Source organism: Pseudoduganella sp. RAF19 (assembly GCF_052114165.1).
GTDB lineage: Bacteria > Pseudomonadota > Gammaproteobacteria > Burkholderiales > Burkholderiaceae_D > Rugamonas.
Genome location: NZ_JBFREF010000001.1, coordinates 681,293 through 704,030 on the forward strand (window position 1 = coordinate 681,293; position 22,738 = coordinate 704,030).

Here is a 22,738-nt window from a genome sequence, read left to right on the forward strand (position 1 = left end):
GAATCGGATCAATTTCCTGAAGCAAATTGTTCCGGAGCGAATCATCAAATCCCTGCTTGTCAATATTGCCCGCCTGGCTGCGGCCAGTCTGTTGGGCGGAGTTCTTGCGCTGCCTGCGCTGGCCCAGCAATTGCCGCTGGACTCGCGCCTGAATGAACAAGTGATCATGGTGCCGGCTGGCCGCCAGCAGAGCGTTCAGCTGGAAACTACGGTATATAAGCCGAACGGCGACGGTCCCTTTCCGCTGCTGATCATCAATCACGGCAAGGCGCCCGGCGATCCCAAGCTGCAGAGCCGCGACCGTTTCGTGTATATGGCCGCGGCCTTCGTGCGCAAAGGCTATGCGGTCGTGGTGCCGATGCGCACCGGTTTTGCCCACTCGACCGGCAAATTCATCGAATACGGCTGCAATATGACCGCCAACGGCTATGCGCAAGCAGGTGACGTGGCTGACGTTGTGGCCTGGGCGCGACAGCAGGACTGGATCGACGGCGAGCACATCGTCATCGCCGGCCAATCCTTCGGCGGCCTGGCCAGCGTGGCAGTCAGCACCCAGGAGTTGCCCGGCGTACGCGGCATCATGAATTTTGCCGGCGGCCTCAAAGTCCATGGCGGCAGCTGCGACTGGCAGAGCGCGCTGGTGAAAGCGTTCGGCGAATACGGCAAAAAGAACAAGATCGAATCAATGTGGATGTACGGCGCCAACGACAGCTACTTCGGCCCGCAACTGGTCAGCAAGATGTACGGCGCTTTCACGGCCAATGGCGGCAACGCCAAGCTGATCGCCTACGGCACGTTTAAACGGGACGCCCACACCATGCTGGGCAGCCGCGACGGCCAGCCGATCTGGCAGCCGGAAGTCGACAAATTCCTGGCCCACATCGGCATGCCGGTAAAGGAAGTCTACGCTGTGGCCGAACCACCAAAGCAGCCAAAGACCAATTACGCGGCACTGGATGACGCAGCCGCCGTGCCGTTTCTGCCTGAACGTGGCCGCGAGCAGTACCGTGCCTTCCTGAAGAAGGATTCGCCGCGTGCCTTCGCCGTGTCTTCAAGCGGCGCCTGGGGCTGGGCGGAAGAGGGCGAAAATCCCGGCGATCGCGCGCTGGCGGCCTGCCAGGCCGCCAGCAAGCAACCCTGCAAGCTGTACACGGTCGATAACGATATTGTCTGGCCCGAGCATAGCGCCACGGGCGGCGGCATGCAGTAAGATGTCCGCATGTGCGGACGATTCGATCAGAACGATATAGCGAGGCGCTACATAGCGGCCTTCGGCTGGGCTGACGCGGCTTACCGCAGCCAGGCCGAGCCCACCTACAATGCCGCTCCCGGCACCTATCGCCCCGTGATGCATATGAGCGGCGGCGAGCCCCAGGTGGACGACCTGCACTGGGGCTACCGCGCCGCCTGGGCTGCGGGCAAGCTGCCGATTGCCGTCAATGCGCGGCTGGAAAAGATCACCAATAACTACTGGGGCAAGCTGCTGAAGACGGGCCGCGCCCTGGTGCCCGCACACGGATGGTACGAATGGACGGGCGAGAAGAACGCGCGCCAGCCCTGGCACATCCACCGTAAGGACCGTGAGCCATTCTTCATGCTGGCGCTGGCCAACTTCGGTCCCTTCAAGGAACACAAGGCGGAATCGGGCTTCGTGCTGATTACGGCCGATGCGGAAGGGGGCATGGTGGACATTCACGACCGCCGTCCGGTGGTGCTGAACGCAGCCGATGCGGCCCTCTGGCTTGATCCGGATCTCAGCGCGGAGCAGGCGGAAATGCTGGCCCGCACCATGGCCCTTGGTTCCGAGCATTTCGAATGGCACCGCGTCAGTCCTGACCTGAACCGCGCCGGCAACGACGGCGCGCATCTCGTGGTGCCACTGGCCGGTTAGAACAATCCCTGCACGGCCAGCCAGGCCGCCGCCGTACAGATAGCGCTCAGCACGGCCAACGGTTTGACACCCCAATACATGCGTTGCGCAATAACGGCGCTGGGCCGGTGCAGCCGCACGAAGGCATAGGACGCCAGCAGATTCTGCACTGCGACATACAAGTGCAGCATCAGGCCCGCACCCAGCCAGTCGGACACGGCGCGCACCTCGGGCGGCTTCAACTCAACTGTCATGACGATGACCATGCCCTGGCACAGTCCGAGCATCATGCCCAGCATCGTGCGCCGGACCAGGCGAGGATGGAAGTAATGGCGCTGCCATTGCGGCACTAAAGCCAGCGCATGCAAGGACAGGACGAGGGTTACGAATAGTTGGTGAGAGCGCATATCATCTGAAACCATGCGTCACCGAGCCGATGGGCTCCCTGTGCAGCTGGATTTTGCTTCGAACATAGATCTTCAACATAGCATATGGCGGCGCGGGGTCGCGCATGATACGCTGAGTCAATTCGACGATGGCAGTAGATGGGGGAGGTTCTGGTGAATCATCCGATTATCCCGATCGCGGCACAAGACGGCCCGAGCCGCGAACGCAAGCGCCAGGCGCCCAAAGGCCGGCGGGTGGACGCGGTCGCGCTGGCGGAAGTGCAGGTGCTGCTTGGCTCCCTGCCGCGTCGGCGCGATCTGCTGATCGAACACCTGCATCTGATTCAGGACCGCTACGGTTGCCTATCCACCGCTCATCTCGCGGCGCTGGCGCAGGAAATGCGGCTGCCGCAGGCGGAAGTGTTCGAGGTGGCGTCGTTCTACCATCATTTCGATATCGTGCGCGAAGGCGAGGTGGCGCCGCCGGCGCTGACCGTGCGCGTGTGCGATGGACTGTCCTGTGAGCTTGCTGGCGCTGGCGAGCTGCTGGTACGCTTGCCCGCCTTGCTTGGCCCGGACGTACGCGTCATCGCCGCGCCCTGCATTGGCCGCTGTGACCAGGCGCCGGCTGCACTGGTCGGCCAGCGTGCAGTCGGCCATGCCACGCTGGACGCGATCGCATCGGCAGCCTCCGCCGCGCCCAATCCCACCGCGCTGCACCCAGCCGACGCGGCTGCAGTGCGTCCGGGCAGCGGCGATCATGGCGCGTTCGGCTCGGCGGCCGATGTGCAGGCGGGGGCGCAGTCGCCGGCGGAGGCGCAGTCGGGGACGCAGGCGCTGGCGGATGCGTTGGCGGGCCGGGCGCCGGGAGAAGCGAGGGCGAGGACGGGGGCGTGGCGCGAGGCCGGGACCGGGGCCGGGGCGCGCGCGGGTGCGGGCGCGCTGGAGGTGGCGGACGCGGGGGAGGCAGCATACGTGGTCCTGGCTGACTATTTTGCGGGCGGCGGCTACGCGCTGCTGCGTGAGTGCGTCGCGGGCGTTCGCGATCCGGAAGCGGTGATAGCCGCGCTCGAACATTCAGGCCTGCGTGGCCTTGGTGGTGCAGGCTTCCCGGCCGGCCGCAAATGGCGCATTGTGCGCAACGAGCCGGGGCCGCGTGTGATGGCGGTGAATATCGACGAAGGCGAACCAGGCACCTTCAAAGACCGCTACTTCCTGGAGCGCGATCCGCACCGCTTCCTGGAAGGCATGCTGATCGCCGCCTGGGCCGTCGGCATCGACGAAATCTACATCTATCTGCGCGACGAATACCACGACTGCCGCGTCATGCTGCAGCAGAAATTGATGAAGCTGCGCGCGCAGCCGCCCATTCCGCGTATGCCCGCAATCCATCTGCGCCGCGGCGCCGGCGCCTACATCTGCGGCGAAGAATCCGCGATGATCGAATCGATCGAAGGCAAACGAGGCTTGCCGCGCCTGCGTCCACCCTATGTCGCGCAAGTGGGCCTGTTCGGACGCCCAACCCTGGAGCACAACTTCGAAACGCTGTTCTGGATCAGGGACATCATCCAGCGCGGCCCCGAATGGTTTGCCGCGCAGGGCCGCAATGGCCGCAAGGGTCTGCGCTCGTTCTCGGTTTCCGGCCGGGTGAAACAACCCGGTGTAAAGCTTGCGCCGGCGGGCATCACCGTGCAGGAACTGATCGACGAATACTGCGGCGGCATGCAGGACGGCCATAAGCTCTACGCCTATCTGCCCGGCGGGGCATCGGGCGGCATTCTGCCAGCCAGCATGAACAACATCCCGCTCGACTTCGACACCTTGCAAGCGCACGGCTGCTTCATCGGCTCGGCGGCAGTGATCGTGCTGTCCGACCACGACAAGGCCGCCAACGCCGCGCGAAATATGATGCGCTTCTTCCGCGACGAATCGTGCGGCCAATGCACGCCGTGCCGCGTAGGCACCGCGAAAGCCGTAACGCTGCTCGAACAGCCGAAGTGGGATACGGCCTTGCTGGCCGAACTAAGCCAGGTCATGCGCGACGCGTCCATCTGCGGCCTTGGACAAGCCGCGCCCAATCCTGTCGACAGTGTGATCCGCTATTTCCCTCACGAGGTGGCGCCATGATCGCCTTTGAACTGAATGGCCGCGGCGTGCAGGCGGAGGAAGGCGAAACGCTGCTGCAGGCGGCCCGCCGCGAGGGTGTCGACATTCCGCACCTGTGCTACAAGGACGGCATGGCCACGGCTGGCAACTGCCGCGCGTGCATGGTCGAAATCGACGGCGAACGCGTGCTGGCGCCATCCTGCTGCCGCGCGCCCGCGCCGGGCATGAAAGTCAGCACGGACAGCCCGCGCGCGCTCGCCGCGCAGAAGATGGTGCTGGAACTGCTGCAATCGGACATGCCCGAAGCCGGCCACACGCGCCACAACGAAGTCGACGAATGGGCCACCCGCCTGCAACTCGGCAAGCCGCGCTTTGCACCGCGCGAACAGCCGCGGCAGGACGCCTCGCACGTCGCCATTACCGTCAATCTCGACGCCTGCATCCAGTGCACCCGCTGCGTGCGCGCCTGCCGTGACGAGCAAATGAATGATGTGATCGGCCTGGCCTATCGCGGCGACCACGCGAAAATCGTCTTCGATATGGATGACCCAATGGGGGCCTCCACCTGTGTGGCTTGCGGCGAATGCGTGCAGGCTTGCCCGACCGGCGCGCTGATGCCGGAGCGCGATGTGGCGCTGTCCAGGCCGGACAGACAGGTCGAATCGGTCTGTCCATACTGCGGTGTGGGTTGTCAGCTGACCTACAACATCAGGAACGACAAGATCCTCTACGTTGAAGGCCGCGACGGCCCCGCCAACAGCAGCCGCTTGTGCGTCAAGGGCCGCTACGGCTTCGATTACGCGCACCACGCGCAACGTCTGACAAAGCCATTGATCCGGCGTGCCGATGCGCCACCCAAATCCGGCAAATTCACCATGGACCCGGAGCGGGTGCTGGACGTGTTCCGCGAAGCCACGTGGGAAGAAGCACTGGCGCTGGCGGGTGGAAAACTGGCGCAGATCCGCGACGCGCACGGCGCCAGGGTTCTGGCGGGTTTCGGGTCGGCCAAAGGTAGCAACGAGGAAGCCTATCTGTTCCAGAAACTGGTGCGCACAGGCTTTGGCAGCAATAATGTCGATCACTGCACGCGCCTATGCCACGCATCGTCCGTGGCCGCACTGCTGGAGGGGATCGGCTCCGGCGCCGTGTCCAACCCGGTGCGCGACGTGACAAAGGCTGAGGTGGTGATCCTGATCGGCGCTAATCCGACCGTGAATCATCCGGTGGCGGCGACCTGGATCAAGAACGCCGCGCGCAAGGGCATGAAGCTGATCGTCTGTGATCCGCGCCGTTCCGAGCTTGCGCGCACCGCGCACCGCTATCTGCAGTTCAAGCCAGATACCGATGTGGCGCTGCTCAACGCCATGATCTACACCATCGTCACGGAAGGTTTGATGGACAAAGCCTTCATCGCCAGCCGCACTATTGGCTACGACGAGCTGGCGAGCAACGTGATGCTCTACAGCCCGGAGGCCATGGCGCCGATCTGCGGTATCGAGGCCGACACGATCCGCTACGTGGCGCGGCTGTACGCAAAATCCAAAGCGTCCATGATCTTGTGGGGCATGGGTATCTCTCAGCACATCCACGGCACCGACAATGCACGCTGCCTGATTGCACTGGCACTGATGACCGGACAGATCGGCCGTCCCGGCACAGGCCTGCATCCGCTGCGCGGCCAGAACAATGTGCAGGGTGCCTCCGATGCGGGCCTGATCCCGATGATGTTCCCCGATTATCAGCGCGTAACCGACCCTGAAGCGCGGGCGCGCTTCGCCAAAGCCTGGGGTGTGCAGCTGGACGAACAGCCCGGCCTGACCGTGGTGGAAGTGATGAACGCGATCAAGGATGGTAAAGTAAAGGGCATGTACATCATGGGAGAAAACCCTGCCATGTCCGACCCCGACGCCGACCACGCCCGCGCCGCGCTGGCTGCGCTCGACCATCTGGTCGTGCAGGATATCTTCCTTACCGAGACGGCCTATCTGGCGGACGTGATTCTGCCGGCCAGTGCCTTCCCCGAAAAGACCGGAACCTTCACCAACACCGACCGCCTGGTGCAGCTTGGCCGTCAAGCGGTGCCGCCGCCGGGCGAAGCGCGGCAGGATTTGTGGATCATTCAGCAGATCGCACAGCGCATGGGCCTGGACTGGGCTTACGCAGGTCCGGCGGACGTGTTCAATGAAATGCGCACTGTGATGCCGAGCATTGCGGGCATCACGTGGGAGCGCCTGGAGCGCGAGCACGCTGTGACGTATCCCTGCACGGCGGAAGGCGACCCCGGGACGCCAGTGGTCTTCACCGACAGCTTCCCGCGCGAGTCGGGGCGCGCGCGCTTTGTTCCGGCCGATATCATTCCTGCCGACGAACGGCCGGACAGCCAGTATCCGCTGGTGCTGATCACGGGCCGCCAGCTCGAACACTGGCACACCGGCAGCATGACGCGCCGCGCCGCCGTGCTGGACGCGATCGAACCCGATCCGGTCGCACTGGTGCATCCTTACGACCTGGCGCAGCTGGGCGCCAAGCCCGGCGACGTCATCACCATTGCCTCGCGGCGCGGCAGCGTGAGCCTGTATGCGCGCGCCGATGACAGCTCGCCACGCGGCGCCGTCTTTGTCCCGTTCTGCTATTACGAGGCCGCCATCAACAAGCTGACCAACCCCGCGCTGGACCCTTTCGGCAAGATCCCCGAATTCAAATACTGCGCGGTGCGGGTAACGCTGGGCGGCACGGTGGCAGCGCAAAGCAGCTTTGGCGGCGGCCAGCTGTTGGGAGCTGAGCACTAATGGCGCTGTGGGAAGCGGTACAAGCCGCCTTCGCATTGCTGTTCACCGGCGACCCGGTCCTGTGGCGCATTATCTGGATTTCCCTAAGTACCAGCGTGCTTGGCCTGCTGATTGCGACGCCGTTTGCTGTCGCTGGAGGCTATGCCATCGCCATGCACCAGTTTCCCGCGCGCCGCGTCGTGATCTGGCTGGCGCAAGCTGCCTTGTCGTTGCCGACGGTGCTGATTGGGCTGTTGCTCTACATGCTGTTGTCGCGCCACGGCCCGATGGGCGGGCTGCAATGGCTGTTCACGCAATCCGGCATCGTGGCGGGGCAGGTGATTATCGCCTTGCCGGTGCTGCTGGCGTTCACGCTGGCCGCCGTGCAGGCAGCCGATCCGCGTTACGCGGAAACGGCCATCACGCACGGCGCCTCGCGCTGGGGTGTGATGACGACCATGCTGTATGAAGTGCGTTTCGGTGTCATGGCGGCAGTGATCAGCGGTTTCGGACGCGTGATCTCCGAAGTCGGCTGCGCCATGATGGTGGGCGGGAACATCGCGGGCGAAACCCGCACCATCACTACAGCCATCGCTCTGGAGACCAGCAAAGGCGAATTCGCGCAGGGCATTGCGCTGGGCATCGTGCTGGTCACCATCGCGCTGGCCATGAATGGCGCCTTGATGCTGCTGCAAGGCGACGCGCACGCGGCGAAAGGCAGCGCATGATGCTTTCCATCGGCCGCCTCACCAAGCGCTACGACAGCCACACGCTGTTCGACCTCACTGATTTTTCGCTGGAGGGCGCCACCGCCTATGTGCTGACCGGTGTGAACGGTGCCGGTAAGAGCACCTTGCTGCGTGTGTTGGCGGGTCTGGCGCCGGCCGAGGCGCAGGACGTGCAGTTCGAAGGCCGGAGCGTGAGCCTGTCGCCGTATCCCGCCTTGCTGCGCCGGTCCATCGTGTATGTGCACCAGCATCCCATCATGTTCAGCACCAGCGTGGCGGACAATATCGCCTACGGCCTGAAGGCACGGGGCGAATCGCACGCTGCGATCAAGCAGGCGGTGCACGAGGCGATGTCGTGGGCCGGCGTGCGCCATCTGGCGGACAATAATCCGGCTACACTATCCGGCGGCGAAAAGCAGCGCGTGGCGCTGGCGCGCGCCAAAGTGCTGCACCCGCGCCTGCTGCTGCTGGACGAGCCGACCGCCAATCTCGATGGCGCCGCGCGCGAGCAGGTGATTGCGCTGATTCCCACCCTGATCCATGCCGGCAGCAGCGTGGTGATGGCTTGTCATGACCGTGATTTGATCAACCTGCCCGAAGTGCAGCGCATGAAGCTGCGCGACGGCAAACTGGAGATGAAATGAAACGTCGCTCACTCGTTCTCGCCCTAGCGGCACTGACCTTCACCGGCGCCGCATTCGCGCAACAGCCGGTCATCCGCCTGTCGACCACCACCAGCACCGACAATTCCGGCCTGCTGGGATATCTGCTGCCGATCTTCGAGCAAAAGACCGGCAACAAAGTGCACGTGATTTCGGTCGGCACCGGCAAAGCGCTGGAACTGTCGAAGAACGGCGACGTTGACGTGACGCTGGTGCATGCGCGCCAGGCCGAAGACAAGTTCGTGGCCGAAGGCTGGGGCGTGGACCGCCGCGATGTGATGTACAACGACTTTATCGTAGTGGGTCCGGCATCCGATCCGGACCGCATCCGCGGCGGCAAGGATGTATTGATCGCTTTCCGCAAAATGGCGGAAGGCCCGGCCAAATTCATTTCGCGCGGCGACAATTCCGGCACCGACATCATGGAGAAGGCGTACTGGAAGCAGGTGGGCACGCAGCCACCCGCTGCGCTGTATGTGTCGGCGGGCCTGGGCATGGGCGAAGTGCTGAACATGGCTAGCGAACTGCAGGCCTACACGCTGACTGATCGCGCTACTTATGGCGCCTACCGCGCCAAGACCGCGCTGGAGATCGCCGTCGAAGGCGACCCGAAAATGTTCAACCCTTACGGCATCATTGCAACCAATCCAGCCAGACATCCCGGCGTGAACTACAAAGGCGCCCGCGAGCTGATCGACTGGATCACGTCGCCGGAGGGACAGGCGAAAATCGCGGCCTTCAAGCCCGCGGGCCAGCAACTGTTCTTCCCTTCGGCGAAGTAAGAGTTCGTGGCGCACGTTTGATTTAAATCAAGTCCGTACGGGAGCGGGAATCGTAGGCTGGTAGCTTTCACCTTGAAAATTTTGAAGGGGAGGCCAGCTCATGTACACATCTTTTCTGATTGACATGTCCCGTTCCACGTTGCAAGCCGCCCAGCAAGCGAGCTTGCTGAACATGCAGTTAGCCCAGGCTCTGCTGGAGGTGAGCCTGCGGCTGATGCGCGTTGCGGTGGAAAACCAGCTGGGCCTGCTGCGTCTGGCTGGCGAGCGTCCGCCAGCCCTCATCGCGGGCGGCTCAGCTGACCTGGCGCTCGTGAAGCCAGCCGAGAATCGCTGAACTGACGGCCTGCGGGTGCTCGCGCTGTGGGAAGTGTCCGGCGCCCGGCAGCAGAATGCGCTGATATGGGCCACTGAACAGGTGGTCCTTGTGCTCTGATGTCTGCGGCGAATTGGCGCCGTCCTCCGTGCCGTGCAGGACCAGCGTGGGCACGTTGATCACCGATTCACGATGCAGGCGTTCTTCCAGTTGCGCGTACAGGGGATCGGATGGCGCCAGGCCCCAGCGGTGGCGGTAGGAGTGGATGGTGATGGCGGCCCAGTCAGGATTGTCCCAGGCGTGCATGGTGTCGTGGAATTCGCCGTCGCTGAAATGCCACGAGGGCGACCAGGATTGCCACAGCAGACGGGCGAACTCCCGGCGTTCCTTGCGCAGTGCCTCGGCGCCGCGGTCCGTGGCCATGTACCAGTGATACCAGTAATTCTTTGCCTGGACCAGGCTCAGTGTCTGGCCGGGCGTGTTCGTGCCCCAGCCAACCGAGATGGCCACGCAGCGCGCCACACGCGTGGGCTCCAGCAGGGCGGCGTTGTAGGCGGCGCGGGCGCCCCAGTCGTGGCCGATGACGCTGAATCGTTCGATGTCCAGCGCGGTGGCCAGGTCGAACAGATCTTGCGCGAGGGCGCTCAGCTGGCCGCTGCGCGGTGTTTCGTGATCGAGGAAGCGGGTTTCGCCGAAACCGCGCAGACTGGGCACGATGATGCGCCAGCCCTCTGCTGCCAGCGCGGGCAGAATGGCGTCCCATGTATGGACATCGTCCGGCCAGCCGTGCAGCAGGAACAGCGGCTCGCCGGATGGATTGCCATGCTCGCGGTAAGCCACACGCAAACGCCCGGTATTCACGAAATCCATGATCCCTCCGCAATGAGTGCACTGGTCAGCGATTATATGCCTGCCCAGCCATGCGCCGCCGGTTTGTGTGGCGCGTTATTCTGCGTGCATGTACGACGTCATCGGTTTATTGCAATGGCCCGCCATGGCTGCGTCCCTGCTGGCCGCGTGGCTGGTCGGCTCGCGCTCGGCGCGCCGGCGGCTAATGGGCTTCTGGGTTTTCCTGCTCAGTAATCTGCTGTGGGTGGTGTGGGGCTTTCAGGATGACGCGTGGGCGCTGATCGTATTAAACTGCTGCCTGGCCGTGACCAATGTGCGCGGCATTTTGAAGAACGAGAACGGATAAATCATGGAAAACCTGCACATCGTCTGCCCGCATTGCGATGCTGTGAACCGCGTGCCCTCGGAGCGCCTGCGCGAAGGTCCGACTTGCGGCAAATGCCAGAAGGATCTGTTCACCGGCCATCCCGTTGACCTCTCCACCGCGCGCTTCCTCAAGCATATCGAGCGCAATGATATTCCTGTGCTGGTGGATTTCTGGGCACCTTGGTGCGGACCTTGCCGCACGATGGCGCCGTTCTATGAACAGGCGACTGCGCGCCTGGAACCGGGATATCGCGTGGTGAAGGTGAATACGGAGAATGAGCAGCAGTTGGCGGGGCAGTATGGCATTCGCAGCATTCCTACGCTGGCCCTGTTCCGCGGCGGGCGCGAGATTGCGCGCCAGCCGGGGGCAATGGATGCGTCCAACATCGTCGCCTGGGTGCAGCAGAACGACCGCCGTTAAGCGATTTTCTCCAGCCAGCGCTTGATGCCGTCCAGGGTGCGGAAGTCCGCCACGGAGCGGCATTCGATGTGCGGGTGACGCGTCGCCAGCATTTTCGACAACGCCGCACCGGGACCCAATTCCAACGCCGCCGTGATGCCTTGCTCGGCCATGGCGTCCATACAATCCATCCACCTGACCGGCTCCGCGAGCTGCCGCGACAGGTGCGCGACCGCGTCGCCCGCGCCGGGCGTTTCGCCGCCCGATGTTGCCATGCCACCGCCAGCCTGGCCCGCTCCGCTGCCTGCTGAGGCTATGCCTGCCGCAGCCTGGCCCGCGTCGCCGTCCGCCCGATGCGCTGAATCGCGATGCGCGACTCCCGCTCCCGCTCCCGCTCCCGCTGCCGCTGCCGCTGCCGCTGCCGCTGTCGCCGCTGCCGATATCGCTGGCTTTGTTGTCGCGGCCGTGACGCGTACGGGGGCGGCGTCGATGCCGCCGAGGACTGGGGCGGCGCTGGGGCGCCATGAGGCGGCGCGTAATGCGTCGGCGAAGGGCGCGACGGCGCTGGCCATTGCGGGCGTGTGCGAGGCGACGGCGACGGGCAGTTGCTGCGCGCGGGCGCCCGCCGCAGCGACAGACTGCATGAGCGCGTGCGCCGCGTCGGCCGGGCCGCCGGCGATCACGCTGTGCTCACTGGTCTCAATCGCAACGTGAAAGCCATGCGGCGCGAGCATCGGCGCGAGCGTGCGCGCTGACAGGCCGGTAATGGCGACCATTGCCTGCGGCTCGCGAACGCAAGCGTCCATCAACTCCGCGCGGCGCCGGGCCAGCGCCACGGCCTGTGGAATGTCGAGCGCCCCGGCAACCCCATACGCCGTCAGCTCGCCAATGCTGTAGCCAGCCACCAGCGCGGGCGCCGGGCAATGCTCGCGCAAGGCCATCCACATTGCCAACCCGGCAGCGACAATGGCAGGCTGCGCGCGCTGATTGCTGAAAATGTCGCCATCGGCGGCGATGGCCAATGAATCGAGCAAGGCCGCCGCGCGTGCATCGCCGCGCGCCAGATCGAACATGGCCGCATGCTGCCCACCTTGTCCGGGGCAGAGAATCAGCAGACGGCTTCTCATGGTGGCAGCGTGACCAGGCTGTGAACGAAGCAGGTTGCCGCCAGCAGGTCGGCCGCACCGCCCGGCGACAGACGGCGGTCAACAAACGTAAGATGACAATCCAGCGCTGCCTCGCGCCACTGCGGATGCTGCGTTCCGCCACGTTCCATGAAACGCTGCGCCGAATCGCGGACGATGCGCGCGCCATCGGCGCCGCCGCGGTGATAGACGTTGGTATCGCTGATATGGCCCATCAGCGCGAACAGCGCGTCGATGCGGGCATGCAGCATTGGTGCGCCGCGTTCGAGCGTCCGCTGCAGGGCCGGAAGACCGATTTCGAATACGGATGGCAGGCCAAGCGCGCCTTCTTCACGCGCACCGCTGGCGGCATGCTGGGCGGCGGCTTGCAGGCCGTGGGAACTGCCGCTGGCTTGCGTGTGCGCGGCCAGTTCTTCGCTCCAGCGCAGCAGCAGGGCGGTGCGCAGGGCGGCTGGCGTCAGCGTCATGTTTTGCGCGCGCAGGCGCCCCATGGCCGCGCACAGCAGGCCGACGCAGAAGATCGCGCCGCGATGCGTGTTGATGCCGCGCGTGGCGGCCAGCATGCGCTTTTCGGCGGCGATACCGAGGCGCTTCAGTTCTGCAAACGGCGCGTCGTGGTAGCCCGCTTCGCAAATGTGGGCGAAGTAATGGCGCAGCGAGAACAGGCTACGCAGGAAGGTGGTGGCGTCCATATCGGCATGGCTGCCGGTGTCGATGAAGGAGACCAGGCCGGGTTTGGGGTAGAGGGCCAGCTCGATGTACAGCGCCCGCACGGCGCGGCGGGCGACTTCCCGTGATAGCAGGCGCGCAGCGCGGACTGATGTTGCGCAAGCTGCGGGCGCGCGCGCGGGCTGGCGCCCCGGCGCAAGGCCCTGAGTCGCGCTAGGGTGCGGGCTTGGGCGGCCGGGAATGGCTGGGGCGGAGGTAGTCATGCGTTCTCCAGCGCGGCGCGCAGCGAATCTGTGGTGGCGAGGTGCACGGACCCGGTGGCTTTGACCAATACACGCGCTGTATTCTCGCGGGCGGCGTGCCATTCTTTCCATGCGACGGCGCGGGCGTTGGGGAAGGCGATTTCGCCGTCCAGCGGCAGGTTGGCGAGATGGAAGGCGAGCAGCCTGCTGCCTTCATCAAGTTGCTGGATGCTCGATGGACGGAACTGGACGTCGATATCGGAACCATCGCGCAAGTAGGGCTGGCCGGTCAGGGCTTGCAGGGCCAGCGAGCCGTAGACGCGCATGTCGTAGGCCGCTGCGTCTTCAGCGAAAGCGTCGAAGGCGGCATGCCAGCGCTCAGGGAGGGCGGGCAGGACTTCGTGCAGGGCGAGCGGGGCGCGGTGATGGGCGATGTGCGAGGCGGGGACCATCAGAGGAAGGCGCAGTTTCGTGCCGTCCGCATCGGGCGGCACAGCGATGCCCGCGCAGACGATGTCGTCCGGTGTGTCGGGCTCGCGGCGGCGCACGATCAGAGGCCAGTCCGCATCGCGCCAGCGTTGCAGGGCAGCGAGCGTGGCCGCTTGCGCTGTGCAGAGAGCGTCCCAGGCGGCAGGCTTGAGCCAGACTAAGTCATGCCGCGCGAACATGGGTGCCGCTCATGATGGCGTCAATGACTGGCTGCGCCATTTTGCGTCCGCCACGGGCCAGGCCTAGCGCGCTGCGCTGGTCGGTACGCGGTGCGTCGGCGAGGGCGGAGGCCAGCGAAGCGGCCAGGTCGCCTTGCCAGATCGCCTGTAAGCCGCCCATGCGCAGATAGTTCTCCGGACCCGGCGCAAATACCGGATTGCTCTTGGCCAGCTCGGTCAGCGTCTCCTCTGGCACCTTGGTGATGCGCGCCATCGCTGCCAGCGCCATCACGCGGATCGTCGCATCGGGCAGCGCATAACAGGAATCGGCCATCAAGCCGCTCGTAATGAAGCCCCCGGATAGCGCCTGGTCGTACACCAGACCAATCACGCGGTGCCCTTTACGGCGGGCCAGGTCCACGCATTTGCCCAAGTGAGCCATATAGCTATTGATGCCCAACATCTCGTCGCGGTGGCGCAGGCGCTGGCCTTGCGTGTCGACCAGCATGACGATCGGACGCCCCGGATGCGAACGTACGGTCGCCAGAATCGCCTTGGCCTGCGCCAGCGCGATTTCCACACCAATTGGTGCGTGGCCGGTAGTGCCGATGACGGTGACCGTCTGGCCCTCAACCGTTGCGGAGCCGCTCAGGAACTGATCGTGTTCGGTGATATCGTGGCCCTGTGGGAAGAGGGCGTTTGCCAGTGTGTTCCAGTCCATCTTCAAGCTCCCTGGCGGTGCGGGTTGGCGGCGGCCGTGAATGCTTCCACGTCGAGCATGGGCACGTCGGAGGGTTTAGCGACGCCCATGGCGGCCCAGACGTCGAGCGGATCGGGCAGGGCGCCGAAACGGGCGATGCGCTGCTCCAGCATGTGCTGCTCTGCTTCCAATGCTTCCAGCGTCAGAGCGACAGGGCCTTGTTTGGCTGCTGCGACGGCTTCCATCGCGGCAGCGCGGAAGGATGGAATGCTGTCGTCCACGATGCGATGCACATCGCCCATCAGATAGCGATGCTTGCCGCCTGTGGTGCGCCACACCAGCGCGCGGTCGCGCGAGTCGAATTCTTCAACACCGTTGGCCGTCTCAATCACTTCGGGGCCGGACATTGCCAGGCGGCCTTCTTCGGAAATAATCAGCGTATTCGCGCAGCGGGCCACGATACCCATGCCGCCAAACGCGCCGTTCGAACCGCCGATCAGTACGATCACGGGAATGCCCGCATCGCGCGCATCCAGCACCGCGCGCATTACTTCGGACACCGCGATCAGACCGGCATTGGCTTCGTGCAATCGAACGCCGCCGGTTTCCAGCAGCAGCACCACGGCATCGGGGCGCTCGGCAACAGCGCGGCGCAGGAGCCCGACCAGCTTGGCGCCATGGACCTCGCCGACGGCGCCGCCCATAAAGCCGCCTTCCTGGGCAGCAGCAAATACAGTAGCGTCGCCCAGCCGTGCGCGGCCGACGACCACGCCATCATCAAAGGCCACCGGTGCGTTCAGTTGCGCCAGATGCGGACTGACCACGCGCTGCGCGGGACTGACGAATTCTTCGAACGAATCGAACAGCGCCAGGCGCTCGCGTGCATTGGCTTCCAGGTAGCTGCTCATTTGGCCTCTCCCAGCATGGTTTCCACTGCCTGGTCCATGCGCAGGCTGACTACGGCGGGCGTGGCGCCCATATCGTTGATCGAGATGCGGGTGTCGGCCAGTTGCCAGCGCTGCTGAAAGTCCTGCATCACGGCCTGCCAGATCGGGCCGAAGCCGACGGCGGCAGTCTTGATGTTGATTTCGCAGGCATCGTTCAGTGACGCGCTCTCGATCAGGACTTCCAGATTGCCTGAACTGACCACGCCTACAATCTTCGGCTCATTGGCCAGCTTGCGGGAACCTTGTTCGAATCGGTAATTGAGTGTTTCCATAGTTCGCTCCTACCAGTTGCGGAAGCGCTTCGGCGGATCGTACAGACCGCCGGATGCCCGCACCAGGTCTTTCATGTTCTTTGCCGCCAGCAGATCGCGCGTAGCCTGGCGCTTGTCGATGCCGAGGTCTTCGGCGCGCGTGATGATGCCGCGGTCGCGCAAGTCTTCGACCATACGCTTGTTGCGCGCCAGACCGACTGGCGTATAGCCCGCTACGCCGCGAATGGCCTGCTCGCGTTCTTCCGCGGTGCGGCACATCAGCAGATTGGCGATGCCTTCCTCGGTAAGGATGTGGGTGACGTCGTCACCGTAGATCATCACGGGCGGGATAGCCATTTTGGCCTGTTCGGCCAGTTCCCACGCATCCAGCCTTTCAACGAAGGCAGGCTGCATATGCTCGCGGAAGGTTTCCACCATCTGCACCACCAGCTTCTGGCCGCGCGGAATGGCGCTGGTACCGGCACGGGCCTGCTCGCCGGCCTTCAGCCACGCTGGACTGGCGTGGCGGCGGCCGCGCGCATCGGCGCCCATATTCGGCGCCCCGCCGAAGCCTGCGATACGGCCCAGGGTAGCGGTGGACGAGTTGCCTTGCAGGTCGATCTGCAAGGTCGAGCCGATGAACATATCACAGGCATAGTGCCCCGCCGCCTGGCAGTAAGCACGGTTGCTGCGCATGGAGCCGTCCGGACCGACCGCGAAAATGTCAGGCCGTGCACGAATGTAGTTCTCCATGCCCAGCTCGGAGCCAAAGGAATGGATCGAATCCACGAAGCCCGCCTCGATGGCGGGAATCAGGGCAGGGTGCGGATTCAGCGCCCAGTTGGTCGCGATCTTGCCGCGCAGACCCAGCGACTCGCCATAGGTCGGCAGCAGCAATTCGATGGCAGCCGTGTCGAAACCGATGCCGTGGTTCAGGCGCTTGATTTCGTATTCGGCATAGATGCCCTTGATCGCCATCATGGCCATCAGCACCTGGATTTCGGAGATCTGCGCTGGATCGCGCGTGAACAGTGGCTCAATATAGTAGGGCGTCGGCGATTCGACCACGAAGTCCACCCAGTCACCCGGAATGTCAATACGCGGCAGTTCGTCCATGATCTTGTTGACCTGAACGATCACGATGCCGTTCTTGAAGCTGGTCGCTTCCACGATGACCGGCGTGTCCTCGGTGTTCGGACCGGTGTAGATATTGCCGCGGCGGTCGGCCGCTTCCGCCGCCACCAGCGACACACGCGGCGGCAGGTCGATGAAGTAGCGGCTGAACAGCTCCAGGTAAGTGTGGATGGCGCCGATATTCAGTTTGCCCGCCGACGCCAGCTTGGCCACACGGGCCGCCTGCGGGCCGGAGAAAGAGAAGTCCAGCTTCGATGCGATGCCACGGTCGAAGACATCCAGATGTTCCGGCAAGGTTAGCACCGACTGCAGCATGTGCAGATCGTTGATACGTTGCGGATCGAGCTGGCACAAGGCCTGCGCCAGGAAGTCCGCCTGCTTCTGGTTATTGCCTTCGATGCAGACGCGGTCGCCGCATTCCAGCACCGCGTGCAGCAGGTCGCCGATGCGGGCGGCCGGCAGGGATTTGCCCGCCAGCTCGCTGCCCAACGCTGCTTGCGCCCGCGCCAGGCGTTCGGCGCGGTTGCGTTGCAGCGTGTCCCATACTCGCGTTGGGGCATTCATTATTTCGCTCCCATGACCATGTCAGGCAGGCCGGTGGCAATGCCGGGGACGACGCAAAGCAGCACTACCGCAGCGACCATCAGCAGCAGGAAAGGCGTCACGCCCCAGATCACGTCCTTCAACGGTATGTCCGGCGCAATATTCTTGATGACGAAGATATTCAGGCCAACCGGCGGGTGGATCAGGCCCATCTCCATCACAATGGTCATCACGACGCCGAACCAGATCAGGTCAAAGCCCGCCTCGCGCAGCGGCGGCAGGATGATCGGCGCCGTCATCAGGATGATCGACACCGGCGGCAGGAAGAAGCCCAGCACGATCACCAGCACCAGGATCGTCGCCAGCAGTACCCACTTCGACAGATGCATACCCACTACCCAGCTGGCGGCGGCCTGGCTGATGTGCAGGTAGCTCATGACGTAGGAATACAGCAGCGACATGCCGATAATCAGCAGCAGCATCGTTGATTCCTTGATCGTTGAAGTCAGGATCGGCGACAGATCCTTCGGCTTCCACGCGCCGTACACGATGGCGATCAGCACTAGTGCCAGCAGCGCGCCCAGGCCCGCCGTTTCGGATGGCGTAGCGAAGCCACCATACAGTGCGATCATGACGCCGATGAGCAGGACGATGAAAGGCAGCACGCGCGGCAGCATTTCCACTTTCTGGCGCATGGTGAAGTGTTCGTCTTCGAGATAGGCCGACTTCACGCCGCCTTGTTCGTAGATGGCTTTCGCAGCGTGATACTCGGAACGGGCGCGGTACACGGCGTAGCCGGCGAACAGCACCACCAGCAGCACGCCAGGGCCAATGCCGGCCAGGAACAGGCGGCCCAGCGATTGTTCGGCAGCGACCGCGTAGAGAATCATGGTGATCGACGGCGGCAGCAGAATGCCCAGCGTGCCGCCCGCCGCGATGATGCCTGCCGCGAAACCGGGAGAGTAGCCGCGTGCACGCATTTCCGGAATACCGGCGGAACCGATGGCGGAGCAGGTGGCAGGCGAGGAACCGGCCATTGCCGCAAACAGCGCGCAGGCAAATACGTTGGCGATGCCAAGTCCGCCCGGCACCTTGTGCAGCCAGGTGTGGATGGCCGAGTAGAGGTCCTTGCCGGCAGGCGATTTACCGATGGCCGCACCCTTCAAAATAAACAGGGGAATGGAGAGCAGCGTGATCGACGCCATTTCCTCGTACACGTTCTGGGTGATCGTGTCGAGCGAGGTTTCCGGCATGAAGAAGTACATGAACGAGGTTGCAACCACGCCCAGTGCGAACGCAATCGGCATCCCGGAGAACATCACGACCAAAGTAACGGCGCCGTACAAAGCGCCAAGAGACAGCTCACTCATGATGCACTTCCTTTATCGGTGATGCGTGCGACGATTTGCAGCAGGATCTGAAGGGTCAGCAAGGTCATGCCCGCCGCCATCATGGAGTAGGGAATCCACAGCGGCGGCGCGAAAGTGGAGGTGGTGGTCTGGCCATCCACCCACGCCTCATGCCACAGCGTCCACGACTTCCAGGAGAAGAAGGCGCAGAAGGCGAAGGACAGCACATCGACGATGAACAGTCGGACAGCATTCACTTTGGGAGGCAGGATCGCCGCCAATGCCTCGATGCCGATATGGCCGCGGAAGGATTGCACATAAGCGCAGCAGAAGAAGGTCACGCCCACCAACATGAAAATGGACGCTTCATCCTGCCAGTCAGTCGGCGCATGGAAGAAGTAGCGCGAGATGACCGAGTAAGTCAGGATCAGCGCCGTCAGCACCATGGCAAACATGGACAGGTAGAGCAGGCCGTTATTGATCTTGTTGATCAGGCCTGCCGCCGATGCAACGCCGGGAGCGGTCGGCAGCACCGGCCCTTTGGCCGGGTTCAGCTCGAAGCCGTGGCTCACAGCGTCTTCTCCGCAAGTTTGAGCAGCTTGGCGCAGTTCTCGTTGCGCTCACCATAGTCTTTCCAGGCGGTGGTGCGGGCGATGTCCTGCCACTTTTTGACGATGGCCTTGTCCAGGTCCACCACTTTGGCGCCGGCTTTCTGGTAGACGGCGGCCACCTGGTCGTCGTCGGCCTTGGCGGCGGTGAGGGCGAATTTTTCCAGGTCGGCGCCAACCGCCATGATGGCAGCTTGCTGGTCTTTCGGCAGACGCTCGTAGGCTGCGCGCGACATCATCAGCGGCTCGAACATGAACCAGTAAGCCGTGCCGCGGCCGGTGGTCAGCGCTTTCGACACTTCCTCCAGGCGGAAGGAGATCAGGGAAGTGGAGGAAGTCAGCGCCGCATCCATGGCGCCAGTCTGCATGGCAGCGTAGATTTCGTTGGACGGCAGGGACACCACGGCAGCACCGGCGGCTTTCAGGATCAGGTCCATCTCGCGCGAACCACCGCGGATCTTCATGCCTTTTGCATCGTCCGGGCTCACAACAGGCTTCACGCGTGAAGCCACGCCGCCCGCCTGCCAGATCCAGGTCACCAGGACGATGCCCTTATCCCACAGCAGTTTGGTCAGCTCCTTGCCGACTTCCTGGTTCTTCCAGCCGTAGCCTTGTTCGTACGAGGTGACGAGGCCGGGCATCAGGCCGATGTTCACTTCAGGGACTTCGCCGCCGGCGTAAGACAGCGGCACCAGCGACATGTCCAGCGCACCCTTGCGCATGGCCGAGAACTGAGCGTTGGTCTTCATCAGCGAAGAACCGGGATAGATATTGAACTTCAGCGCGCCCTTGGTGCGCTTCTCGACTTCGGCGGCGAACATGCGCGCCAGACGGTCGCGGAAGTCGCCTTCGGTGAGCGTACCTCCGGGGAATTGATGGGAAAGCTTCAGGCTGCCGGTCTGCGCCCAGGCCATTTTCAGCCACAGCGGGCTGGTTGCGAGTGCGCCGAGAACAGCCCTGCGGGTCATTTGCGTCATGTCTTCCTCCAAGAAAAGTATGCGTCTTTGGTTTTTATGTATACAAGAATATATTCATGGCATACATTGTCAAGCGAAATATACGTCTTATAATGAGGTCTCATATACATAGAAATGAGCAGTGCTATGACGAAACACTCATCCACCCTGAGGGAAACCATCGAGGAAATGATCGCGATGGGCGAGCTGAAACCGGGGCAGCATTTGGACGAAACCGAGCTGGCGACACGTTTTGGGGTGTCGCGCACGCCCATCCGCGAGACGCTGATTCAGCTGTCATCGATGGGTCTTGTTGTCATCCGGCCACGGCGCGGGGCGATTGTTGCCGAGCTGGGACCGCAGCAGCTGGTGGAAATGTTTGAGGTGATGTCGGAGCTGGAGGCGACTTGCGGCCGACTCGCCGCACGGCGCATGACGCAGGAGGAGCAGCAGGCGCTGCTCGCTGCCCACCAGGCCTGCAAGGATGCCGTGGATGCTCAGGAGCCGGATGAGTATTACTACCGCAACGAGGCCTTCCATGAGGCGATCTATGCGGGTTCGCACAACCAGTTTTTAATTGAACAGACACGCGGGCTGTATCGCCGCCTGCGTCCTTATCGCCGCCTGCAGCTGCGCGTGCGCAATCGCATCGGGCATTCGTATTCGGAACATGACGAGGTGGTGCAGGCCATCCTGCGCGGCGATGGCGAGGCTGCGGCCGAGCTGCTGCGCAATCACGTGATGATTCAGGGGCAGCGTTTCTCGGATCTGATGGCGTCACTGCCGCAGCTGACGCGCAGCGCCGCCTGACAGGAGGCACGGCGGATCAATGATCCGCCCTACGCGAATGCGCCGTGCATCGTAGGGCGGGTCATTGACCCGCCGCTTCGTCGAGCTGCAGCAAAATGTCGCGCACGCGCAGCAGCGCCGTCTCGATATCCATCACGTCGATGGCGCCATAGCCCATGAACAGGCCCTGGCGCGGCGGCATCTCGGTGTAGAAATCCGCCAGCGAATGCAGGCCGACTTCGGCGCGGTGCGCCAGGCGAATCAGCATCTCCACATCCACCCCCGGCTCGGCCAGCGCCGAGATATGAAAGCCCGCCGTAACGGGTACCGCGCGGAACCATGGTGACAGCTCGTCCGCGAACAGGCGCATCAGGCGTTCGCGGCGCGTGGCGTAGATGCCGTGGCTGCGCCGGATATGCTTCAGCAGGTAGCCATCCTCGATGAATTTGGCCAGCGCATGCTGGGTCAGCGTGTTGGGATGGCAGTCCAGCAGATACTTGGCCTTGAGCGCCGCGTTGCGCAAGGCGGGCGGCAGCACCACATAGCCGAGCCGCAGTTCCGGCAGCAGCACCTTGGAGAACGTGCCGACGAAAGCGACCAGTCCCTGTGTATCCATGCTTTGCAGCGAATCGGTGGGACGGCCTTCGTAGCGGAATTCGCTGTCGTAGTCGTCCTCGATGATGACCGCGCCAATCTGCGCGGCCCGTGCCAGCAAGGCTTCGCGGCGGGCCACGCTCATGGGCATGCCCAGCGGCAGCTGGTGGGCGGGCGTGACATAGATCAGGCGCGCGTCCGCCGGAATGTGCTCCACCACCATCCCTTCATCGTCCACCGGTACGGAGGCAATGCGCGCACCCTGTGCCGCAAACAGGCCGCGCGCTGCGGGATAACCCGGATCTTCCATCGCCACCACGCTGCCAGGCTCCAGCAGCAGGCGGCTCAGCAGATCCAGCGCCTGCTGGGCGCCGCTGGTTACCATGACATTGCCACCGTCGGCGCGCACACCGCGCGCGAAGGACACATGGCGCGCAATGGCTTCGCGCAGGATGGGCAGGCCTTCGGTCTGGCTGTACAGGCCGCGCTTTTCACTTTCCTGGCGCAGCGCGTACAGCAAGCAGCGGCGCCATTCCTCGGCAGGGAAATGGCTCTGCGTGCCGCGGCCGCCGATGAAGTCGAAGCGTGAACGGCCTTCAGGCGTTACGCGCAGCGGCGTATGCAGCTTCTCCCACTTTTGGAGGATGTCCGCGCTGGCCAGCGCCGGTGTGACGGTGCGCTGCAGGCGCGGTTCGGCGGGCGTGCGTACAAAGCTGCCGGCGCCGATGCGGCCTTCCAGCAGCTTGTCCAGGGTGAGGCGGCTGTAGGCTTCGGCCACCGTTTTGCGCGAGACGCCAAGCTGCTCGGCCAGCAGGCGCGTTGGCGGCAGTTGCTGGCCGTCTGCCAGGCGTCCGCTGCGGATGGCGTCGGATAGTTGGCGGTAGACCTGGCCCGCCAGATCCTTGCGGCCTTCGATAGTGATGTGCAGTTCCAT

General features: G+C 63.9%; 24 protein-coding genes. 11 read left to right on the forward strand and 13 right to left on the reverse strand.

Going from position 1 to position 22,738, the window contains the following annotated elements; all coding sequences use genetic code 11:
- Positions 1-91 precede the first annotated feature (91 nt).
- Together AB4Z19_RS03250 and AB4Z19_RS03255 are read left to right on the forward strand one after the other, a co-directional pair.
- Positions 92-1,210 (forward strand): dienelactone hydrolase family protein, encoded by a 1,119-nt coding sequence (locus AB4Z19_RS03250; protein WP_442025171.1) that lies wholly within the window; start codon positions 92-94, stop codon positions 1,208-1,210.
- Positions 1,211-1,219: 9 nt separating this feature from the next.
- The gene (locus AB4Z19_RS03255; RefSeq protein ID WP_442025173.1) at positions 1,220-1,891 is read left to right on the forward strand and encodes an SOS response-associated peptidase; all 672 of its coding nucleotides are present in this window, start codon (positions 1,220-1,222) and stop codon (positions 1,889-1,891) included.
- Here the strand turns inward: AB4Z19_RS03255 and AB4Z19_RS03260 are convergent.
- Positions 1,888-2,277, reverse strand: coding sequence for a hypothetical protein (locus tag AB4Z19_RS03260; protein ID WP_442025175.1), 390 nt, complete (start codon positions 2,275-2,277; stop codon positions 1,888-1,890). The two genes, AB4Z19_RS03255 and AB4Z19_RS03260, sit on opposite strands and share 4 nt — an antisense overlap.
- Positions 2,278-2,430: 153 nt before the next feature.
- On the opposite strand from AB4Z19_RS03260, the gene AB4Z19_RS03265 reads away from it, so the two are divergent.
- The 6 genes from AB4Z19_RS03265 to AB4Z19_RS03290 all read left to right on the forward strand — a co-directional run bounded on the left by AB4Z19_RS03265 (position 2,431) and on the right by AB4Z19_RS03290 (position 9,636).
- A complete protein-coding gene (locus AB4Z19_RS03265; protein ID WP_442034257.1) occupies positions 2,431-4,383 on the forward strand; it encodes an NADH-ubiquinone oxidoreductase-F iron-sulfur binding region domain-containing protein in 1,953 nt (650 codons plus the stop codon).
- Positions 4,380-7,151 carry a formate dehydrogenase subunit alpha gene (gene fdhF, locus AB4Z19_RS03270; protein ID WP_442034258.1) on the forward strand — a complete coding sequence of 924 codons (2,772 nt, stop codon included), beginning with the start codon at positions 4,380-4,382 and terminating at the stop codon, positions 7,149-7,151. Before AB4Z19_RS03265 ends, fdhF begins: the two co-directional genes overlap by 4 nt.
- On the forward strand, positions 7,151-7,858 hold the full coding sequence (locus AB4Z19_RS03275; protein ID WP_442025181.1) for an ABC transporter permease: 708 nt from the start codon (positions 7,151-7,153) through the stop codon (positions 7,856-7,858). The genes fdhF and AB4Z19_RS03275 overlap by 1 nt, the downstream gene beginning before the upstream one ends.
- On the forward strand, positions 7,855-8,502 hold the full coding sequence (locus AB4Z19_RS03280; protein WP_442034260.1) for an energy-coupling factor ABC transporter ATP-binding protein: 648 nt from the start codon (positions 7,855-7,857) through the stop codon (positions 8,500-8,502). The genes AB4Z19_RS03275 and AB4Z19_RS03280 overlap by 4 nt, the downstream gene beginning before the upstream one ends.
- Positions 8,499-9,302: a substrate-binding domain-containing protein gene (locus tag AB4Z19_RS03285; RefSeq protein WP_442034261.1), complete on the forward strand. Its 804-nt coding sequence runs from the start codon at positions 8,499-8,501 to the stop codon at positions 9,300-9,302. Before AB4Z19_RS03280 ends, AB4Z19_RS03285 begins: the two co-directional genes overlap by 4 nt.
- 100 nt (positions 9,303-9,402) lie before the next feature.
- A complete protein-coding gene (locus tag AB4Z19_RS03290; protein WP_442029260.1) occupies positions 9,403-9,636 on the forward strand; it encodes a hypothetical protein in 234 nt (77 codons plus the stop codon).
- On the opposite strand, the gene AB4Z19_RS03295 is transcribed toward AB4Z19_RS03290, so the two are convergent.
- Positions 9,595-10,485: an alpha/beta fold hydrolase gene (locus AB4Z19_RS03295; protein WP_442029259.1), complete on the reverse strand. Its 891-nt coding sequence runs from the start codon at positions 10,483-10,485 to the stop codon at positions 9,595-9,597. The two genes, AB4Z19_RS03290 and AB4Z19_RS03295, sit on opposite strands and share 42 nt — an antisense overlap.
- An 88-nt stretch (positions 10,486-10,573) precedes the next feature.
- On the opposite strand from AB4Z19_RS03295, the gene AB4Z19_RS03300 reads away from it, so the two are divergent.
- Positions 10,574-10,810, forward strand: coding sequence for a hypothetical protein (locus tag AB4Z19_RS03300; protein WP_442029258.1), 237 nt, complete (start codon positions 10,574-10,576; stop codon positions 10,808-10,810).
- 3 nt (positions 10,811-10,813) lie between these two features.
- Complete coding sequence (trxC, locus tag AB4Z19_RS03305; RefSeq protein ID WP_442029257.1) at positions 10,814-11,251, forward strand: thioredoxin TrxC; 438 nt, start codon at positions 10,814-10,816, stop codon at positions 11,249-11,251.
- On the opposite strand, the gene AB4Z19_RS03310 is transcribed toward trxC, so the two are convergent.
- From AB4Z19_RS03310 to AB4Z19_RS03355, 10 genes are read right to left on the reverse strand one after another with little or no spacing between them, the layout of a single operon-like run.
- Positions 11,248-12,357 carry an ACP S-malonyltransferase gene (locus tag AB4Z19_RS03310; protein WP_442034262.1) on the reverse strand — a complete coding sequence of 370 codons (1,110 nt, stop codon included), beginning with the start codon at positions 12,355-12,357 and terminating at the stop codon, positions 11,248-11,250. The genes trxC and AB4Z19_RS03310 overlap by 4 nt on opposite strands.
- Positions 12,354-13,307 carry a triphosphoribosyl-dephospho-CoA synthase MdcB gene (gene mdcB / locus AB4Z19_RS03315; RefSeq protein WP_442027557.1) on the reverse strand — a complete coding sequence of 318 codons (954 nt, stop codon included), beginning with the start codon at positions 13,305-13,307 and terminating at the stop codon, positions 12,354-12,356. The genes AB4Z19_RS03310 and mdcB overlap by 4 nt, the downstream gene beginning before the upstream one ends.
- Positions 13,304-13,954 carry a malonate decarboxylase holo-[acyl-carrier-protein] synthase gene (gene mdcG / locus AB4Z19_RS03320; protein WP_442027556.1) on the reverse strand — a complete coding sequence of 217 codons (651 nt, stop codon included), beginning with the start codon at positions 13,952-13,954 and terminating at the stop codon, positions 13,304-13,306. The genes mdcB and mdcG overlap by 4 nt, the downstream gene beginning before the upstream one ends.
- Positions 13,938-14,654: a biotin-independent malonate decarboxylase subunit gamma gene (mdcE, locus tag AB4Z19_RS03325; protein ID WP_442027555.1), complete on the reverse strand. Its 717-nt coding sequence runs from the start codon at positions 14,652-14,654 to the stop codon at positions 13,938-13,940. The genes mdcG and mdcE overlap by 17 nt, the downstream gene beginning before the upstream one ends.
- 2 nt (positions 14,655-14,656) lie before the next feature.
- Positions 14,657-15,541, reverse strand: coding sequence for a biotin-independent malonate decarboxylase subunit beta (locus tag AB4Z19_RS03330; protein WP_442027554.1), 885 nt, complete (start codon positions 15,539-15,541; stop codon positions 14,657-14,659).
- Positions 15,538-15,852, reverse strand: a complete 315-nt coding sequence (gene mdcC, locus AB4Z19_RS03335) for a malonate decarboxylase acyl carrier protein (protein WP_442034263.1) — start codon at positions 15,850-15,852, stop codon at positions 15,538-15,540. The genes AB4Z19_RS03330 and mdcC overlap by 4 nt, the downstream gene beginning before the upstream one ends.
- Before the next feature lie 9 nt (positions 15,853-15,861).
- Positions 15,862-17,529 (reverse strand): malonate decarboxylase subunit alpha, encoded by a 1,668-nt coding sequence (gene mdcA, locus AB4Z19_RS03340; RefSeq protein ID WP_442034265.1) that lies wholly within the window; start codon positions 17,527-17,529, stop codon positions 15,862-15,864.
- Entirely contained in the window at positions 17,529-18,878 is a 1,350-nt protein-coding gene (locus AB4Z19_RS03345; protein ID WP_442034266.1) for a TRAP transporter large permease, read from the reverse strand. Before AB4Z19_RS03345 ends, mdcA begins: the two co-directional genes overlap by 1 nt.
- Entirely contained in the window at positions 18,875-19,429 is a 555-nt protein-coding gene (locus AB4Z19_RS03350) for a TRAP transporter small permease (RefSeq protein WP_442023893.1), read from the reverse strand. Before AB4Z19_RS03350 ends, AB4Z19_RS03345 begins: the two co-directional genes overlap by 4 nt.
- The gene (locus tag AB4Z19_RS03355) at positions 19,426-20,442 is read right to left on the reverse strand and encodes a TRAP transporter substrate-binding protein (RefSeq protein WP_442034268.1); all 1,017 of its coding nucleotides are present in this window, start codon (positions 20,440-20,442) and stop codon (positions 19,426-19,428) included. Before AB4Z19_RS03355 ends, AB4Z19_RS03350 begins: the two co-directional genes overlap by 4 nt.
- 126 nt (positions 20,443-20,568) lie before the next feature.
- Here AB4Z19_RS03355 and AB4Z19_RS03360 point away from each other — a divergent pair, with 126 nt between their 5' ends.
- Positions 20,569-21,231 (forward strand): GntR family transcriptional regulator, encoded by a 663-nt coding sequence (locus AB4Z19_RS03360; protein WP_442023897.1) that lies wholly within the window; start codon positions 20,569-20,571, stop codon positions 21,229-21,231.
- A 61-nt stretch (positions 21,232-21,292) separates the two neighbouring features.
- Here AB4Z19_RS03360 and pdxR read toward each other — a convergent pair whose 3' ends face one another.
- Positions 21,293-22,738: a MocR-like pyridoxine biosynthesis transcription factor PdxR gene (gene pdxR / locus AB4Z19_RS03365; protein WP_442023899.1), complete on the reverse strand. Its 1,446-nt coding sequence runs from the start codon at positions 22,736-22,738 to the stop codon at positions 21,293-21,295.

Coding starts and splice junctions, on each gene's coding strand:
- AB4Z19_RS03360 (WP_442023897.1), top strand. CDS start 20,569: ATGACGAAACACTCATCCACCCTGAGGGAAACCATCGAGGAAATGATC.
- AB4Z19_RS03355 (WP_442034268.1), bottom strand. CDS start 20,442: ATGACGCAAATGACCCGCAGGGCTGTTCTCGGCGCACTCGCAACCAGC.
- AB4Z19_RS03345 (WP_442034266.1), bottom strand. CDS start 18,878: ATGAGTGAGCTGTCTCTTGGCGCTTTGTACGGCGCCGTTACTTTGGTC.
- AB4Z19_RS03280 (WP_442034260.1), top strand. CDS start 7,855: ATGATGCTTTCCATCGGCCGCCTCACCAAGCGCTACGACAGCCACACG.
- AB4Z19_RS03330 (WP_442027554.1), bottom strand. CDS start 15,541: ATGAGCAGCTACCTGGAAGCCAATGCACGCGAGCGCCTGGCGCTGTTC.
- mdcB (WP_442027557.1), bottom strand. CDS start 13,307: ATGACTACCTCCGCCCCAGCCATTCCCGGCCGCCCAAGCCCGCACCCT.
- mdcA (WP_442034265.1), bottom strand. CDS start 17,529: ATGAATGCCCCAACGCGAGTATGGGACACGCTGCAACGCAACCGCGCC.
- AB4Z19_RS03300 (WP_442029258.1), top strand. CDS start 10,574: ATGTACGACGTCATCGGTTTATTGCAATGGCCCGCCATGGCTGCGTCC.
- pdxR (WP_442023899.1), bottom strand. CDS start 22,738: ATGGAACTGCACATCACTATCGAAGGCCGCAAGGATCTGGCGGGCCAG.
- AB4Z19_RS03275 (WP_442025181.1), top strand. CDS start 7,151: ATGGCGCTGTGGGAAGCGGTACAAGCCGCCTTCGCATTGCTGTTCACC.
- AB4Z19_RS03260 (WP_442025175.1), bottom strand. CDS start 2,277: ATGCGCTCTCACCAACTATTCGTAACCCTCGTCCTGTCCTTGCATGCG.
- trxC (WP_442029257.1), top strand. CDS start 10,814: ATGGAAAACCTGCACATCGTCTGCCCGCATTGCGATGCTGTGAACCGC.
- mdcE (WP_442027555.1), bottom strand. CDS start 14,654: ATGGACTGGAACACACTGGCAAACGCCCTCTTCCCACAGGGCCACGAT.
- mdcG (WP_442027556.1), bottom strand. CDS start 13,954: ATGTTCGCGCGGCATGACTTAGTCTGGCTCAAGCCTGCCGCCTGGGAC.
- AB4Z19_RS03310 (WP_442034262.1), bottom strand. CDS start 12,357: ATGAGAAGCCGTCTGCTGATTCTCTGCCCCGGACAAGGTGGGCAGCAT.
- AB4Z19_RS03285 (WP_442034261.1), top strand. CDS start 8,499: ATGAAACGTCGCTCACTCGTTCTCGCCCTAGCGGCACTGACCTTCACC.
- AB4Z19_RS03255 (WP_442025173.1), top strand. CDS start 1,220: ATGTGCGGACGATTCGATCAGAACGATATAGCGAGGCGCTACATAGCG.
- AB4Z19_RS03290 (WP_442029260.1), top strand. CDS start 9,403: ATGTACACATCTTTTCTGATTGACATGTCCCGTTCCACGTTGCAAGCC.
- fdhF (WP_442034258.1), top strand. CDS start 4,380: ATGATCGCCTTTGAACTGAATGGCCGCGGCGTGCAGGCGGAGGAAGGC.
- AB4Z19_RS03295 (WP_442029259.1), bottom strand. CDS start 10,485: ATGGATTTCGTGAATACCGGGCGTTTGCGTGTGGCTTACCGCGAGCAT.
- mdcC (WP_442034263.1), bottom strand. CDS start 15,852: ATGGAAACACTCAATTACCGATTCGAACAAGGTTCCCGCAAGCTGGCC.